The 15,342-nt window shown below is 65.7% G+C and carries 11 protein-coding genes; 5 read left to right on the top strand and 6 right to left on the bottom strand.

Annotation, left to right across the window (positions count from 1 at the left end; genetic code table 11):
* Window positions 1-9 precede the first annotated feature (9 nt).
* On the top strand, window positions 10-2,031 hold the full coding sequence (locus P6U30_RS28935) for a hypothetical protein (RefSeq protein ID WP_407166222.1): 2,022 nt from the start codon (window positions 10-12) through the stop codon (window positions 2,029-2,031).
* Between the two features lie 25 nt (window positions 2,032-2,056).
* On the opposite strand, the gene P6U30_RS28940 is transcribed toward P6U30_RS28935, so the two are convergent.
* From P6U30_RS28940 to P6U30_RS28955, 4 genes are read right to left on the bottom strand one after another with little or no spacing between them, the layout of a single operon-like run.
* Window positions 2,057-2,800, bottom strand: a complete 744-nt coding sequence (locus P6U30_RS28940; protein ID WP_407166223.1) for an ABC transporter ATP-binding protein — start codon at window positions 2,798-2,800, stop codon at window positions 2,057-2,059.
* The gene (locus tag P6U30_RS28945; protein WP_407166224.1) at window positions 2,781-4,580 is read right to left on the bottom strand and encodes an ABC transporter permease subunit; all 1,800 of its coding nucleotides are present in this window, start codon (window positions 4,578-4,580) and stop codon (window positions 2,781-2,783) included. The genes P6U30_RS28940 and P6U30_RS28945 overlap by 20 nt, the downstream gene beginning before the upstream one ends.
* Entirely contained in the window at window positions 4,580-5,437 is an 858-nt protein-coding gene (locus P6U30_RS28950) for a branched-chain amino acid ABC transporter permease (protein ID WP_407166225.1), read from the bottom strand. Before P6U30_RS28950 ends, P6U30_RS28945 begins: the two co-directional genes overlap by 1 nt.
* Window positions 5,438-5,459: 22 nt before the next feature.
* Window positions 5,460-6,656 carry an ABC transporter substrate-binding protein gene (locus P6U30_RS28955; protein WP_407166226.1) on the bottom strand — a complete coding sequence of 399 codons (1,197 nt, stop codon included), beginning with the start codon at window positions 6,654-6,656 and terminating at the stop codon, window positions 5,460-5,462.
* A 714-nt stretch (window positions 6,657-7,370) separates the two neighbouring features.
* On the opposite strand from P6U30_RS28955, the gene P6U30_RS28960 reads away from it, so the two are divergent.
* Window positions 7,371-8,102 (top strand): cytochrome c biogenesis CcdA family protein, encoded by a 732-nt coding sequence (locus tag P6U30_RS28960; protein ID WP_407147945.1) that lies wholly within the window; start codon window positions 7,371-7,373, stop codon window positions 8,100-8,102.
* 122 nt (window positions 8,103-8,224) lie between these two features.
* Complete coding sequence (locus P6U30_RS28965; protein ID WP_407166227.1) at window positions 8,225-9,913, top strand: SulP family inorganic anion transporter; 1,689 nt, start codon at window positions 8,225-8,227, stop codon at window positions 9,911-9,913.
* 256 nt (window positions 9,914-10,169) lie between these two features.
* Here the strand turns inward: P6U30_RS28965 and P6U30_RS28970 are convergent, their stop codons facing one another.
* Entirely contained in the window at window positions 10,170-11,594 is a 1,425-nt protein-coding gene (locus P6U30_RS28970; RefSeq protein ID WP_407147947.1) for an FAD-binding oxidoreductase, read from the bottom strand.
* Window positions 11,595-11,741: 147 nt separating this feature from the next.
* Here P6U30_RS28970 and P6U30_RS28975 point away from each other — a divergent pair, with 147 nt between their 5' ends.
* Complete coding sequence (locus P6U30_RS28975) at window positions 11,742-12,269, top strand: thioesterase family protein (protein ID WP_407166228.1); 528 nt, start codon at window positions 11,742-11,744, stop codon at window positions 12,267-12,269.
* A 12-nt stretch (window positions 12,270-12,281) separates the two neighbouring features.
* Here P6U30_RS28975 and P6U30_RS28980 read toward each other — a convergent pair whose 3' ends face one another.
* A complete protein-coding gene (locus P6U30_RS28980; RefSeq protein WP_407166229.1) occupies window positions 12,282-12,455 on the bottom strand; it encodes a DUF1328 domain-containing protein in 174 nt (57 codons plus the stop codon).
* Between the two features lie 284 nt (window positions 12,456-12,739).
* On the opposite strand from P6U30_RS28980, the gene P6U30_RS28985 reads away from it, so the two are divergent.
* On the top strand, window positions 12,740-15,331 hold the full coding sequence (locus P6U30_RS28985) for an ATP-dependent helicase (protein WP_407166230.1): 2,592 nt from the start codon (window positions 12,740-12,742) through the stop codon (window positions 15,329-15,331).
* The last annotated feature ends 11 nt before the right edge of the window (window positions 15,332-15,342 follow it).

The following is a 15,342-nucleotide window of genomic DNA, read 5'->3' on the forward strand; positions in this document are numbered from 1 at the left end:
GGATGCTCCATGCCCAAGTACGACCTGCCGAAATGCTTTGGCCCGTATCTCCGGTACGCGATCTCGACCCATTTCAGGAATTTCGAGTTCTTCGACGAGAGGAAACGACATAGGCTGTTTTTCCTCGCGGAATTCAAGCAGGCCGATCTGACAACTGCGTTTCAACGAAAGATGACGAAGGCTCGATTCCATGTCGAGTTCGGCCCGTCGGTCGCCAGCACGCGATATGTCACGCTGCGCACCGAAACGGCGGCGGTGCTCGACCCGGTCGCGCTTTCGATCTGGAACGAATACGTCTCCCGGGTGGAGCTCTCGCTGCCGGTGAAGCCTTCGACGCCGGTGTTCAGGAAGCGACAGATGATCGGTCGCACCGGGCAAGGCAAGCGATCACCACGTGCCGTCCTTGTCGGCATACTTGACGATGGTTGCCCGTTCGCTGCCGCGCAGTTCCTCGAGCATACGGCACAAGCCGGCATGACCACGCGGGTGCGTGCCATCTGGGACCAGAATCAGGGCCGGCAACCGGTGCCCGTCAGGGATAGCGCCGGCAACCAATGCCTGTTCGGGCAGTCACTGCAGGACTTCAACTACGGCCTCGAATTCCAGCGCGCGTCCGACGCGCCCGGCGTGCCTCAGCGACAAATCGGTCTCGACGAATGGATCGAACTGCACCTAGCTCCGGCAGGCAGCATCGACGAGGACCGCTGCTATGCGGATGCAGGCTTCACCAGCCTAACGGGCCGATTGTCCCACGGCGCACATGTGATGGACGTGCTTGCGGGTCGTGTTCCGACCTCGTCACGGATCGGTCCCGCAAGCGACCGCCGCGATCCGCCGAGTTGGCTCGCCGACACGGATCCTGCATCGAGCGCCGACCTGGTGTTCGTGCAATTCCCCGAAGTCTGCATCCAGGATGCGACCGGTGTTTGGCTCAAGGCCTATGTCCTTGACGGCATCCAGTACATCCTCTCGCATGCCGAGCCGAACAAGACCGAGCGCGTCATCGTCAATCTCAGCTACGGTCCGACCACCGGACCGCACGACGGCACGTCGGAATTGGAGGCGGCATTGACCGCGCTGGTGACCGAATTCAATGGCACCAACGGAAAGCCGCAACTCGACATCGTGTTGGCGGCGGGCAATGCTTACCTGAGCGAGGGCCACGTCGGCTTTGTGCGCGACAACGCGCAACGTGATCATATTGAATGGTCCTGGCGTCTTCCGCCCGACAATTCCGTGCTGTGCTTTTCGGAACTATGGATGAAGACCGCCGACGCAGGCGGTGTCGACGTGACCCTTACCTCGCCAAGCGGTGTCGTCTACGCGCCGACGGCCCCGCTCCCGCCCTCGTCCCCCGTTCCGCCCGCAGGCATCGACATCCCGCTCGTCTGGGGCGACGATACGATGTGGCGGCTGCAGGTCGAACCTACCGTCGTCGCGCCGAACATCGTTGCCGCCGAACATGGCGACTGGACCATCAAGGTCTCCGGCATCCCTGCTTCTGCCGAGCTTCACGCCTATGTGGCGCGCAGCGACCCCAACATGGGCGTGGTGTCCGGCGCCAAGCTTTCCTATTTCGTAGACCCAACCTGGGAACGAACCCGATCGGCGGAGGCCGGCTGCATCCGCCGCGAGGGAGAGTTCGACAAGAGCGGGTCACTGGTCCGTCGGGACGGCACCCTCAACGGGATCGCGACCGCCGAGGATACGAACGTACACGTAGCCGGCGGCTACATTCTGTCCAACGGGCGCAAGTCGCCCTATTCGTCTGCCGGTCCCGCGCGAGGCGGGCCGCGCCCGCTTCGCCGCGGCCCGGATTTCGTGCTACCCGGCGACGACTCCTACCCACTCTCTGGCGTGCGCGCCGGAGTCAACCGGAGCGGCTCGGTATTCAGGCTCACAGGAACCAGCGCCGCGGCGCCTCAACTCGCGCGTGAGGTCACCGACGCGATCCCGCCGCATCCAACCAGAGTCCCCAATAGTCCAACGGAAATTGCGAAACGGGGTGGAGGCAACCTGGACGCTCCATAGCGTGCATCGGCGGCCATTCTCACGTCTACCCCAGCGCATGGCTTTCGTGGCCGAAATAGGCGCGCTCGAGCCGGTGCGCCAGGTCGCTTTCGCTGGTTGGGGCCTCCAGCGCGATCGCGCCCTGCACCAGGGCGTAGACCCGATCGGCCGCCGCCAGCGCCTTTTCCAGCAGCTGCTCGACCAACAGCACCGACGTGCCCTGTTCGCGCAGGCGAGCGATGACGTTGAGCACGCGATCGACCAGCACCGGTGACAGGCCGGCAGAGGGCTCGTCCAGCATCAACAGCCGGGGACGCCGGACCAGGCCCTGCGCCACCGTCAGCATCTGCTGCTGGCCGCCCGACAGCGCGCCGCCGCGCTCGTGGCGCTTCTCGGCGATCTCCGGGAAGAACGACAGCGCCTCCTCGACTCGCACGGCGCGTTCGGCGCGCGGCAGGTCGTAGCCGGCGAGCAGCAGATTGTCGGTGACGGAAATCTGCGTGAACACGCGATGTCCCTCGATCACATGCACGAGCCCGGCGCGCGCAGCCTCGCGCGGCGTGGCGTTGGTGATGTCGCGTCCGTCGAACCGGACCTGCCCGGCGCTGACCGGCAACAGTCCCGACATCGCGCGTAGCAATGTGGTCTTGCCAGCGCCGTTGGGGCCGAGCAGCGCGACCACCTCGCCGGCCGCGATCGTCAGATCGATGCCGTGCAGCACACGGATCTTGCCGTAGCCGGACTCCAATGCCCTCACCGTGAGCAAGGGTTCAGCCGCCGAGATAGGCACTGACAACCTCCTTGTGGGTGCGGATCTCCGCCGGCGTTCCCGCGGCCAGCGTGCGGCCGAGATTGAGCACGGTGACCTGCTGACAGATGTCGAAGATCAGGTCGGCGTGATGCTCGACCAGCAGGACGCCGGTGCCGCGCCCGCAAACCGCCTTGATCAGCGTCGCCAGCCGCGCGATCTCGTCGTTGGACAGGCCCGCCGCCGGCTCGTCGAGCAGCAGGAAATCCGGATCGAGCATCAGCGCCCGCGCGATCTCGATGAAGCGCAGCTCGCTGTGCTGCAGGCGGTCGGCTCTGATATCGGCGAGCGCCTCGAGGCCGACGACGCCAAGCAGCGCCCGCGCCTTCGCCGCGAGCAGTCGTTCGTCCGCGCCGTTGCGCGGCAAGGCGAGCATCGCCTCGAGGAAGCTCGCCCTACCCTCGATCGAACCGCCGATCATGACGTTTTGCAGCACCGAGGCCTCGCCGATCACGCGCGGCGTCTGGAAGGTGCGCGCGATGCCGCACGCCGCGCGCAGCACCGGCCGGCCTGCCGGCAGCACGTCGTCGCCGAGCGTCATGGTGCCGGCCTTGGCGGCGTAATAGCCCGAGATCACGTTGAGCGTCGTGGTCTTGCCGCTGCCGTTCGGGCCGATCAGGCCATGGATCTGCCCCGGCGCGACGTCGAGATCGAGGCCGTCGATCGCCTTCACATTGCCGAAGCTCAGCGCGATGCCGCGCAGCTTCAGCGTCTTGCCGCCGGCGCGCCGGCGCACGATGTCCGCAAGCGCCGCCGGGCGCGGCACGATGGCGCGATTGCTGGCGAGCGGGCGGCGGTTCTTGAAATCGAGCAGCGCCGCAATGCCGCCCGGCATCACCAGCACGATCACGAGCAGCAGCACCGCATAGAGGAACGTCGACCACGACGCCAGTGGCGCGGCGATCTCCGGCAGCACGGTCAGGATGATGGTGCCGAGCAGCGGCCCCAGGATCGAGCCGCGGCCGCCGATCAGGATGGCGATGAAGAACAGCACCGAGAGATCGAAGGTGAAGGCATCCGGCGTGATGTAGGTCTGCAAGGTCGCGAACAGCCCGCCCGCGATTGCGGCGAGCGCGCCGGCGAACAGGAAGATCGCGATCAGCATCCTCGGCTTGGATATGCCGGTAGCCTCGGCGGCGACCTCGGCGTCGCGCACCGCGATCAGGGCGCGGCCGAACCGGCTGCGCGCGATGTTGGCGCTCATCCAGGTGGCGACCGCCGCAAACGCGATGCACAGGCCGTAGAAGCCCCACGGCGTGTTGAACGGCGCCGGGAATTCCGGGCCGGCGATGCCGATGCCGCCGCCGGTGACGCTCTGCCACGCCAGCGCGATCTGGGTCACGATGGTCGCAAAGCCGAGCGTCGACATGGCGAAGTAGAAGGTGCGCAGGCGCAACGCCGGCAGGCCGACGATGACGCCGAAGGCCGCCCCGATCAGGCCAGCAATCGGCAGCGCCGCGAATGCCGGAAGCGCCGGCATCACATTGCCCGCGGCCAGCACGCTGGTGGCGTAGGCGCCGAGCGTCAACAGCGCGACGTAACCGATCGCGAGATGGCCGGCGAAGCCGACGACCAGGTTGAGGCCTGAGACCAGCACCCAGTAGATCGCCATGCGGGTGCCGATCAGCGCCCAATAGTCGTTGCTGACGAACGGCAGCAGCGCAGCCAGCACCAGGATGCCGAGGAACGGCGCGATGTGCGGCAACGCGGCGCGCCATGTGCCGCCTTCGGTTCGAAGCGGAGATGCGGTGACTGCGGTCATCACACTCTCCGCGCGGTCGAAGCGCCGAACAGGCCCTGCGGTGCGGCGAGCAGCACGACGATGAACAGCGTGAACACCGCGACCGATGAGAAGATGCCGCCGACCAGGAAGTTCGCGGCCTGCTGGAACAGTCCGAGCGCCAGCCCGCCGATGATCGCTCCGCGATTGTTGCCGAGCCCGCCGAGCGCCACCGGCACGAAGCCGTAGAAATTCAACAACGCACCGTTGGCAAAGAACGCGAGCAGCAACTGCCCGCCGGAGTAGCCCGCGATGCCGCCGACCACGCCAGCCAGCGCATAGCTTGCGACGCGCAGATTGCGCTCCGGCAGGCCGAGCGCGCGCGCCGCGAAATTATCTTCGGCAATGGCAAGGAAAGCGCGGCCGACCAGCGTGCGGCAGTAGAGATATTCGAGACCGATGATGGTGATGGCGCAGGCCACGACCGGCAGCCAGAACTTCTCGTCGAGGATGCCCTCACCCACGCCGACGATGTGCGGAAACGGCTGCGGCTCGGTGCCCCATTTGATCGCCGCGACCTGCTGGATCATCAGCGCAACCGCCAAGGTCGAGAGCACGTAGAGATGCTGGTCGAGGCTTTTCAGCACCGGCCGCACTGCGACGAACTCGGTGACGATGCCGATGACCGCGCAGCAGGCAAGCGTCAGCAGGAAGCCGATGGCGACCGGCAGGCCGAGCTTCAGCGTGAACATCGAGCCGAACACGCCGCCCAGCATCGCGAGCTGGCCGGCGGTGAAGCTCATCACCCGCGAGGTCGAAAACATCGTGTTGTAGGTGACGCCGACCAGCGCGTAGATCGCGCCGGCCGCGAGACCGGATGCAAGGATCGAGGCGAGCATCGGCAGCGTCCTCGCCCGCGCTTCAAGTGTACCCTGGCGCCAGCGCGAAAGTGCCGTTCTTCGCGGTTGAGGCCTCCGACATCACGATCTCGTCGGTCTTATAGCCGTTGTGCTCGGTCGGCGAGAAATGGTAGTTGCCGAAATAGCCCGGATAGTCCGACAGCGTGTTCCAGTATTTGACAATGCCGGCGCCGTCGGTCGAGCCGCTCGCCTCGACCGCCTTGGCGATCAGTTCGATGCAGTCGATGCCGCCGGCAACCCACCACAACAGCGTATCGTTCAGCGCGACGTTGGCCTTGGCGAGGCGTGCCACCAGGTCCTCGCTCTTCGGCGGCAGCTTGCCGGCGCTGTCATAGCTGCAGCTCTTGTAGCCGACGGCATAGACCTTCTTCCAGTTCTCCGGCTTGGCGACGAGACCGGCGAGCTCGCCCGACGCCATCGAGGGATGCCCGACGAAGGGAACGTCCCAATTCATGGTGGCGCGGGTGTTGAACATCCGCGCTTCCATGCCGGTCGAGACGCTCCACACCACGATCGCCTCGGCTCCGGCGTTCTTGGCCCGCAGCATGTCGGGTGTCATGTCGGGCTGCGTCGAATCGACATTGGCCTGGTAGACCACCTCGGCGCCGTCCTTCTTGAAGGCTGCGACCGAGGCGCCCACGGCGGTGACGCCATAACCCGTGGTGTCGCCGATCACGGCGACCCTCTTCACCTTGAGGATCTTCAGGCAATAGTTGCGCACGGCGTCGTCCCACTGGCTGTTCGAGGGCGCGATGCGGAACGCGTTGGGGAACTTGACCGGATCGATCAGGCTCTCGACGACGCAAGGATGCAGGTCCGGCATCTTGGCGCGCGCCATGATCGGCGTGGTCGCCAGCGCCTCGCCCGAATTCAGCGGTCCCCAGATCGCGTGGACCTTGGCCGCGCTGATCAACTCCTGCGTGGCATTCACCGCCTTGGTCGGATCGCCCTGGGTGTCGCGCATCACGAGCTCGATCTTGCGGCCCTTCACCCCGCCGGCGCCGTTGATGGCGTCGACGGCGAAATTGACGCCACGATTGAAGCCGACGGTCGGCGCCGAGCTCGGGCCGGTGATCGCCGCGAGGCAGCCGATCTTGATCGGTTCCGACTGTGCAATGGCTGGAGCTGGGAAGGAGAACGATGCGGCGCCCAATGCGCCGGCGCTGCCCAACAAGACGTCACGGCGTGAAACGGCCATGTGATGCACTCCCTCTTTGCGGCGTCCGTCGTTTGGGTGCGGAACGTCCGTTCATTCGTTGTCCGCAAGCTCCAGGGCTGCGGTTTGGTGAAACCAAGTTGAGCCGGATGCGAAGCGCTTGTCCAGCCCCAGGGAACGCGGGGGGAGTTGTCCAACGCGCATGCAAAAAGGCCCGGCTCGTCGCCAGACTGATTTGCTTGGCTGATTGAGTGTCGCCGCGATGCGATTGCAAGGGTGGCGCGTAGAAGCCATACCCACGGCTTGTGCTGTGAACGGGGCTCGTCGGTCTAGCGCCGCGCAACAATGAACATTTGGGGTAATGGGTCCCGGCCTTCGCCGGGACGAAGATGAGGATAGTTCTCGCTCGATGCCTCACGCCGTCATTGCGAGGGAGCGCAAGAGACGAAGGAATCCATGCTTCCGCGTATGCCGCGCGATGGATTGCTTCGAGTAACTCAGTGATTGGCGCGTGAGGGACGCACCGGCGGACAGGTTCCCTCCCCCTCATGCCCGCCGAAGCCTTGGCGAAGGCGGATGCGAGGAAGGGAGCCTGAATAGCGTGCTCACCTCACGCGAGTGCCGGGAGCGATCCGCGCCGCGGTGCAAGCTCCGCACACGGGTCTGTGACCATAGTTGAAGAGGCATGCGACGAAACTTCTGGATTGTTGGCCGCGTACACGCCAAGACAGGACAACCGCCCTCGAAGGTTCATTGATGCACGACGTCTCGATTCCGGCAGCCCTGATCGCTGGCCTTGTCAGCTTCCTGTCGCCCTGCGTGCTGCCGCTGGTGCCACCGTATCTGATCTATCTGACCGGCGCGACCATCGAGCAGGTCAACGAGAGCGGCGACACGGCGACCTCCAAGCGCGCGGTGATGATGGCGGCACTGATGTTCGTGCTCGGCTTCTCCACCGTGTTCGTCGCGCTCGGCGCCAGCGCCTCCTTCGTCGGCAGCCTGATACGCGCCTGGTCGGCGGAGCTGTCGATCCTGGCCGGCATCGTGATCATCATCATGGGTCTGCACTTTCTCGGCGTGACCCGGATCGCCCTCTTGATGCGCGAAGGACGGCTGACCGCGCCCAAGCCGGTCGGGCTGTGGGGCGCCTATGTCATGGGCCTGGCCTTCGCGTTCGGCTGGACGCCGTGCATCGGGCCGATCCTGGCGGCGATCCTCTCGATCGCGGCCTCCACCGCCACCGTAACCAAGGGCGCCGCGCTGCTCGCGGTCTATTCCGCCGGTCTCGGCATCCCCTTCCTGCTCGCGGCCTTCATGGTGGAGCAGTTCTCGTCACTGTTCGCGCGGATGAAGGGCCATCTCGACACCGTCGAGCGCGTGATGGGGGTCCTGATGGTGGTCACCGGCATCGGCTTCCTGACCGGCGCCGTCTCCAGCGTCAGCGTCTGGCTGCTCGAGACTTTCCCGGCGCTGCAAAATATCGGCTAGGCCACCCAGCTCCTCGTGTGAGCAGCGAACGCGGCTCGGGGCACGCACAACTCCGCTGGCTTTTCGCCACGCGATGTGGACTATCTCCTCGAGCGCAGCACAGCCGGGGAGAGCGCGGACCGATGGGACGGGATCGTCAGACACCATCCAACTGGCCGATATTCCGTTCACTCGCCGCGTTCCGGCCAGCCGACCTGCCGGGTGACCTGATCGCCGGCCTGACGCTGGCCGCGATCGCGATTCCCGAGCAGATGGCGACCTCGCGGCTTGGCGGCTTCTCACCGCAAATCGGCTTCTTCGCCTTCATCGCAGGCTCGCTCGGCTTTGCGATGTTCGGCGCCAACCGCTTCTTGTCCTGCGGCGCCGATTCCACCATCACGCCGATCTTCGCCGGCGGTCTGGCCCTGATGGCAACTGCAGGCTCGCCCGACTATCAGGCCTTCGCGATGGCCCTGGCGCTGCTGGTCGGCGTGCTCATGATCGCCGGCAGCGTCTTCAAGCTCGGCTGGATCGCCAACCTGCTGTCGACGCCGGTGACGGTCGGCTTCCTCGCCGGCATCTCCGTCCACATCCTGGTCTCGCAACTGCCCGGCGTGCTCGGCCTGCACACACCAGGCGGACCGACGCTCTACAAGCTCGGCGTTCTCGCCGACGAACTCGGCCAGACCAATCCGTACACGCTGGTGATCGGCCTTGGCGTGCTGGCGCTGGTCGCGGTCTGCGAGTCGATCAGCGCGCGCATTCCGGGCGCGCTGATCGGCCTCGTCGCGGCCACCGTCGCCGTGATCGCCGGCCATCTCGAAAGCAAGGGTGTCAACGTGGTCGGCACCGTGCCCGGAAAACTGCCGACGCCGTCATTTCCCGACGTGGCTCCGGAGCGCTGGGTGAAATTGCTGTCGCTGGCGCTGCTGATCGCTGTCGTCGTGATGGTGCAGACGGCGGCGACGACCCGCTCCTTCCTCTCCGACCCGGACAAGCCGGCCGATGTCGACCGCGACTTCCTCGGCGCCGGCGTCGGCAGCCTGTTGTCCGGGCTGTTCGGCGCCTTCCCGGTCAATGCCAGCCCGCCGCGCACCGGCATCGTGTCGGAGACCGGCGGCCGCACCCAGCTCGCCGGGCTGCTCGCCGCGGCGATCGTGCTGGCGCTGCTGGCGTTCGGCGCGACGCTGCTGCAGCACGTGCCGGATGCCGCACTCGGCGGAGTGCTGCTGTTCGTCGCGCTGCGCATCATCCGCGTCAAGCAGATCGTCACCATCTTCCGGCAGTCGTTCTACGAATTCCTGCTGGTGGTGGCGACGTCAGCCGCGATCATCGTGCTGCCGATCGAGCAAGGCGTCGCCGTCGGCATCGCGCTGTCGCTGCTGCACGGCATCTGGACCACGACGCGTGGCCGGCTGGTCGAGTTCGTTCATGTGCCCGGCACCACGATCTGGTGGCCGGCGGACCGCCAGGTCGGCAGCGAACGCCGGCCCGGAATTATCGTCCTCGGCCAGCAGGCGCCGCTGTCGTTCCTCAACGCCGCGAACTTCCATAGCGACGTGATCAAGATGATCGGAGCCTCGACCCCGAAGCCGCGGCTGCTGGTGATCGAGGCCAGCGGCATCGTCGAGATCGACTTCACCGCCGCGCAGGCGTTGCACGATTTATTCCGCGAATGCCACGACGACGGCGTGACGGTGGCGATCGCGCGGCTCGAATCGACCCGCGCCCAGGACGCGTTCGAGCGCTTCAACCTCTACAACGTCCTGCCGAGGGACCACGTCTTCCACAGCGTCGACGAGGCCCTGCGCACGCTCGGCGGGCAGAGCTGAGCGCGATGAGGTCAGGGTGAACCGGCAGCCACACAGAGTCTGCACTCCCTCTCCCGCTTGCGGCGAGGGTTGGGGTGGGGGTGCCTCCGCTCGAGACTCTTTGTGAGAAGAGAGCCCCACCCGGATCGCATCTATCGATGCGATCCGACCTCCCCCCGCAGGCGGGAGAGGTGCAGCAGTCGAACTGATAGATCTGAGCTGACGTCATCCGGACCATTGTCGGCGCAGGCCCTGTGGCCGGATGGAACCGAAAGTCTTAGGCGGCAGGAACGATCTTTCCGGGGTTGAAGATGTTCTGCGGATCGAGTGCGCGCTTCAGCGCGCGCATCGCGTCGAGCGCTTCGGGGCCGAGCTCGGCCTTGAGGTATTTCTGCTTGCCCTGCCCGATGCCGTGCTCGCCGGTGCAGGTGCCGCCCATCGATTGGGCGCGCTCGACCAGGCGATGCATGAACTCCTCGCCGCGAGCCATCTCGTCCTTGTCGTTGACGTCGCAGATCAGCGAGCAGTGGAAATTGCCGTCGCCGACATGACCGACGATCGGCGACAACAGGTTGAGCCGCTTCAGATCGTCCTCGGTCTCGGTGACGCAGTCGGCGAGCCGCGAGATCGGCACGCAGACGTCGGTTGCGACCACGCCGATGCCATCGCCGGTTCGCAGCGCCTTCACCGACCAATAGGCGTCGTGCCGGGCCTGCCACAGTCGGGTGCGGTCCTCGGGCTTGGTGGTCCAGGAGAAGTCGCCGCCGCCGCATTCGGCGGCGATGTCGCGGAAATTCTTCGACTGCTCGGCGACCTCGACCTCGCTGCCGTGGAATTCCAACAGCAGCAGCGGCGTCTCGGGCAAAGACAGCTTCGAGTAGCTGTTGCAGGCCTTCACCTGCTCGGCGTTGAGCAGCTCGATCCGCGCCACCGGGATGCCGGTCTGGATCGCGAGGATGGTCGCCTGGCAGGCGCCGCGCACCGTCTCGAACGAGCAGGCGGCTGCCGCAATGGTCTCGGGAATGCCGCGCAGGCGGATGGTGAGCTCGGAGATGATGCCAAGCGTGCCTTCCGCACCGACGAACAGATGAGTCAGGTCGTAGCCGGCCGACGACTTCTTCGCCCGCGTGCCAGTGGTGATGATCTCGCCGTCTCCGCGCACCACCTTCAGCGCCAGCACGTTCTCGCGCATCGTGCCGTAGCGCACCGCGTTGGTGCCCGAGGCGCGGGTCGAGGTCATGCCGCCGAGCGAGGCGTCGGCGCCGGGATCGATCGGGAAGAACAGGCCCTGGTCGCGCAGATGCTCGTTCAGCGCCTTCCGCGTGACACCAGGCTGGATCACACAATCGAGGTCCTCGGCATGGACCTCCAGCACCTTGTTCATGTCGCGCAGATCGATGCAGATGCCGCCGGCCGGCGCGTTGACCTGGCCTTCGAGCGAGGTTCCGGTGCCGAACGCGATCACCGGCACGCGGTGCTGCGCGCAGATCCGCACCACATCCTGGATGTCGGAAGTTTCCTGCGCCATCACCACACCATCCGGCGGCTGGGTCGGCAGCCATGTGGTGGTATGCGCGTGCTGCTCGCGCACCGCCTGCGACGTCACGAGCCGGTTGCCGAACCGCGCCGCCAGCGCGTCGATCGCGCTCTTGAGAGCCTGTGGCTCGGGTCGCATCACATTGCTCGAAATCGTTGTCGCCACGTCAAAATTCCTCCCGGCTTTGGCCGACCGTGGCAAAGCTTGTATAAGGGGTCAAGAGAGCATGATCCGAAATAATTGACCGCCGATCGCGCCGAAACCATGCTCGCAAAACGATGCTCGAATGGGTCGAACAGACGAGGATGGATAATGACTTCAGTGACTGCCGCCAAGGGGATCTTGAAGGGGGCCTCGCTCCCGCCCGCCCCGTTCCTGTCCTCGGTGATGCAGATCGAGCCGCAATGGATCGATTACAACGGCCATCTCAACATGGCCTATTACAATGTGATGTTCGACCGCGCGATCGACGAAATGTGGCTGCAGATCGGGATCGGCCCGGCCTACATGAAGGAGCGGCACTGCTCGACCTTCACCGCCGAATGCCATGTGCGTTATTTGCGGGAAGTCCATCTCGGCGATCCCGTGCAGGTTTCGGTCTACCTGCTCGGCGCCGACGAGAAGCGGCTGCACACGTTCGAGGAGCTGCGCCACGCCAGCGAAGGCTGGACCTCCGCGACCTCGGAGAACCTCACGCTGCACATCGACATGCAGGCGCGCAAGGTGGCGCCGTTTCCGCCCGATATCCGCGCCCGCGCGCAAGCGATCGTGGACAGCTATGCGGGCGTGCCGCGTCCCGAGGGCATCGGCCGCAACGTGGCGATGCCATCGCAGAAGTAAGGTCGCGCTGCGCTAAACCCTCGTTCGGCCGCGCACCAAGCCGACCACAGCCGAGATCAGGAACAGGATGACGGCGATGAAGAAGATCGTCTTGGCGATCTCGACGGACGCGCCGGCGATTCCGCCAAAGCCCAGAACGCCCGCGATCAGCGCGATGACCAGGAAGGTGACGACCCAGCTCAGCATGATCAAAACCTCTGCTTTGTTTCGCTTGGCCGCGCGGGCTCGCGCCGGCGCATGACCTGGAGAAACAATCCGGCGGCAAAAGGCTGGTTCCTGCTGTCGAAACCGCGAAATTTTCGCCGATTTCTGGAACCAAACGGACGAAAAACCGTCAGCAGAGCCGTTCCGGCGCGGCCTGATAAAACCTGTCAAAACGGCCGATGAAGCCCTATATCGGCTTTAATCCCTGCTAAGAAGGCTCCCTTTCACCGTCCCGCGGTGCCATCGTGGGCCGAGACGATTCGCGTATGACCGAGCCGAGCAAACAGCCCCATCACGGCGTTCCCGAGCACCAGCCCGCGGCTGGCGGCATCGCCGCGCGTGCGCGGGCGGCTGCGGGCGGTCCGCAATATCTTTCCGGCCTCAATCCGGAGCAGCGCGAGGCGGTCGAGACGCTCGACGGCCCGGTGCTGGTGCTCGCCGGCGCGGGCACCGGCAAGACGCGGGTGCTGACCACGCGCATCGCGCATATCCTGAGCCAGGGCCGCGCGCGGCCCTACGAGATCCTGTCGGTGACCTTCACCAACAAGGCGGCGCGCGAGATGAAGGTGCGGCTCGGCCAGATGCTGGGCCAGGCGGTCGAAGGCATGCCGTGGCTCGGCACCTTCCATTCGATCGGCGGCCGCATCCTGCGCACCCATGCCGAGCTGGTGCAGCTCAAATCCAACTTCACGGTGCTCGACGTCGACGATCAGGTGCGGCTGTTGAAGCAGCTCTTGCAGGCCGAGAACATCGACGACAAGCGCTGGCCGGCGCGGATGCTGGCCGGCCTGATCGATAGCTGGAAGAATCGCGGGCTCGCGCCGTCCCAAGTGCCGGCGGGCGAAGCCGCCTCGTTCGGCAACGGCAAGGGCGGCAAGATCTACGCCACCTATCAGGAGCGGCTGAAGATCCTCAACGCCGCCGATTTCGGCGACCTGCTGCTGGAGAACATCCGGCTGTTCCGCGAGAATCCGGACGTGCTGCGGCAGTACCAGAATCGCTTCAAGTTTATCCTGGTCGACGAATATCAGGACACCAACGTCGCACAGTATCTGTGGCTGCGGTTGCTGTCGCAGGCGCCGACGCGACCGGGACGACCTCTGTCGGATGTCATTCCGGGGCGCCTCGATTCTCCCGTCATTCCGGGGCATGCCGAAGGCATGAACCCGGAATCTCGAGGTGAGGAGGACTCATCTCCAGATTCCGGGTCTGCGCTTTCAGCGCATCCCGGAATGACGGAGAATGCGCCCGCGCTGAAAAACATCTGCTGCGTCGGCGACGACGATCAGTCGATCTATGGCTGGCGCGGCGCCGAGGTCGACAACATCCTGCGCTTCGAGCACGATTTCCCCGGCGCCAAGGTGATCCGGCTGGAGCGCAACTACCGCTCCACCGGCCACATCCTCGCCGCGGCCTCGCATCTGATCGCGCACAATGAAGGCCGGCTCGGCAAGACGCTGCGCACCGAGGATGTCGACGGCGAGAAGGTCACCGTCACCGGCTCCTGGGATTCGGAAGAGGAAGCGCGCGCGATCGGCGAGGAGATCGAGGAGCTGCAGCGCACAGGCGAGAACCTCAACGACGTCGCCATCCTGGTGCGCGCCTCGTTCCAGATGCGCGAATTCGAAGACCGCTTCGTCACGCTCGGCCTGCCCTATCGCGTGATCGGTGGTCCCCGATTCTACGAGCGCGCCGAGATCCGCGACGCGCTGGCCTATTTGCGCACCATCAATTCGCCGGCCGACGATCTCGCTTTCGAGCGCATCGTCAACGTGCCGAAGCGCGGGCTCGGCGACGCCACCGTGCAGATGCTGCACGACCACGCTCGCAAGCGCCGCATTCCGCTGTTCGAGGCGGCGCGCGCCGTGGTCGAGACCGACGAATTGAAGCCGAAGGCGCGCGGATCCTTGCGCGATCTCGTCGCGCAATTCGACCGCTGGCGCGCCCAGTCCGAGGTGACCGCGCATACCGAGCTCGCCGAGATCGTGCTCGACGAGAGCGGCTATACCGAGATGTGGCAGAAGGACCGCTCGGCGGACGCCGCCGGCCGGCTGGAGAACCTGAAGGAGCTGGTCCGCTCGATGGAGGAGTTCGAGAACCTGCAAGGCTTTCTCGAGCACATCTCGCTGGTGATGGACCGCGACGGCGATGCCGGCGATGAGGCGGTGTCGCTGATGACGCTGCATTCCGCCAAGGGCCTCGAATTCGACAACGTGTTCCTGCCGGGCTGGGAGGAAGGCCTGTTCCCGAGCCAGCGCACACTCGACGAACAAGGCCGCGCCGGGCTCGAGGAAGAGCGCCGCCTCGCCCATGTCGGACTGACCCGCGCCCGCCGCCGCGCCAAGATCTATTTCGCCACCAACCGCCGCATCCACGGCACCTGGTCGACCACGATCCCCTCGCGCTTCCTCGACGAGTTGCCGGCGCACAATGTCGAGATCACCGAATCCAAGGGCGGCTCCGGCTGGGGCGGCACCGGCGGCTATGGCGCCTCGCGCTTCGACAATCTCGAATCATTCGGCTCGAGCTACACCACCCCGGGCTGGCAGCGCGCCCAGGCGAATCGCAACCGCGGCGGCGGCGGCGGATTCGAGGAGCGGCAGTCGGCATTCTCAGGCTCGCACAGCAATGCCTCGTCCGGCGGCTTCGGCCGCAACAAGCGTGGCCCGATGGTGATCGAAGGCGAGCTGGTGGCGAAATCGACCGGCACGGTGTCGGAATTCTCGCTGGACGACCGTGTGTTTCACCAGAAATTCGGCTACGGCCACGTGGTGAAGATCGACGGCAACAAGCTGACCATCGCCTTCGAGAAGGCCGGCGAGAAGAAGGTGGTCGACAGCTTTGTCGAGCGGGTGTGACCCGACGGCCT

It is taken from the genome of Bradyrhizobium sp. ORS 111 (genome assembly GCF_045571485.1).
Taxonomy (GTDB): Bacteria; Pseudomonadota; Alphaproteobacteria; order Rhizobiales; family Xanthobacteraceae; genus Bradyrhizobium.

Bases quoted from the DNA above. Each gene is read 5' to 3' on its own strand.
- P6U30_RS28960 (WP_407147945.1), top strand. From the start codon at position 7,371: ATGCACGACGTCTCGATTCCGGCAGCCCTGATCGCTGGCCTTGTCAGC.
- P6U30_RS28965 (WP_407166227.1), top strand. From the start codon at position 8,225: ATGGGACGGGATCGTCAGACACCATCCAACTGGCCGATATTCCGTTCA.
- P6U30_RS28945 (WP_407166224.1), bottom strand. From the start codon at position 4,580: ATGACCGCAGTCACCGCATCTCCGCTTCGAACCGAAGGCGGCACATGG.
- P6U30_RS28975 (WP_407166228.1), top strand. From the start codon at position 11,742: ATGACTTCAGTGACTGCCGCCAAGGGGATCTTGAAGGGGGCCTCGCTC.
- P6U30_RS28950 (WP_407166225.1), bottom strand. From the start codon at position 5,437: ATGCTCGCCTCGATCCTTGCATCCGGTCTCGCGGCCGGCGCGATCTAC.
- P6U30_RS28980 (WP_407166229.1), bottom strand. From the start codon at position 12,455: ATGCTGAGCTGGGTCGTCACCTTCCTGGTCATCGCGCTGATCGCGGGC.
- P6U30_RS28955 (WP_407166226.1), bottom strand. From the start codon at position 6,656: ATGGCCGTTTCACGCCGTGACGTCTTGTTGGGCAGCGCCGGCGCATTG.
- P6U30_RS28985 (WP_407166230.1), top strand. From the start codon at position 12,740: ATGACCGAGCCGAGCAAACAGCCCCATCACGGCGTTCCCGAGCACCAG.
- P6U30_RS28935 (WP_407166222.1), top strand. From the start codon at position 10: ATGCCCAAGTACGACCTGCCGAAATGCTTTGGCCCGTATCTCCGGTAC.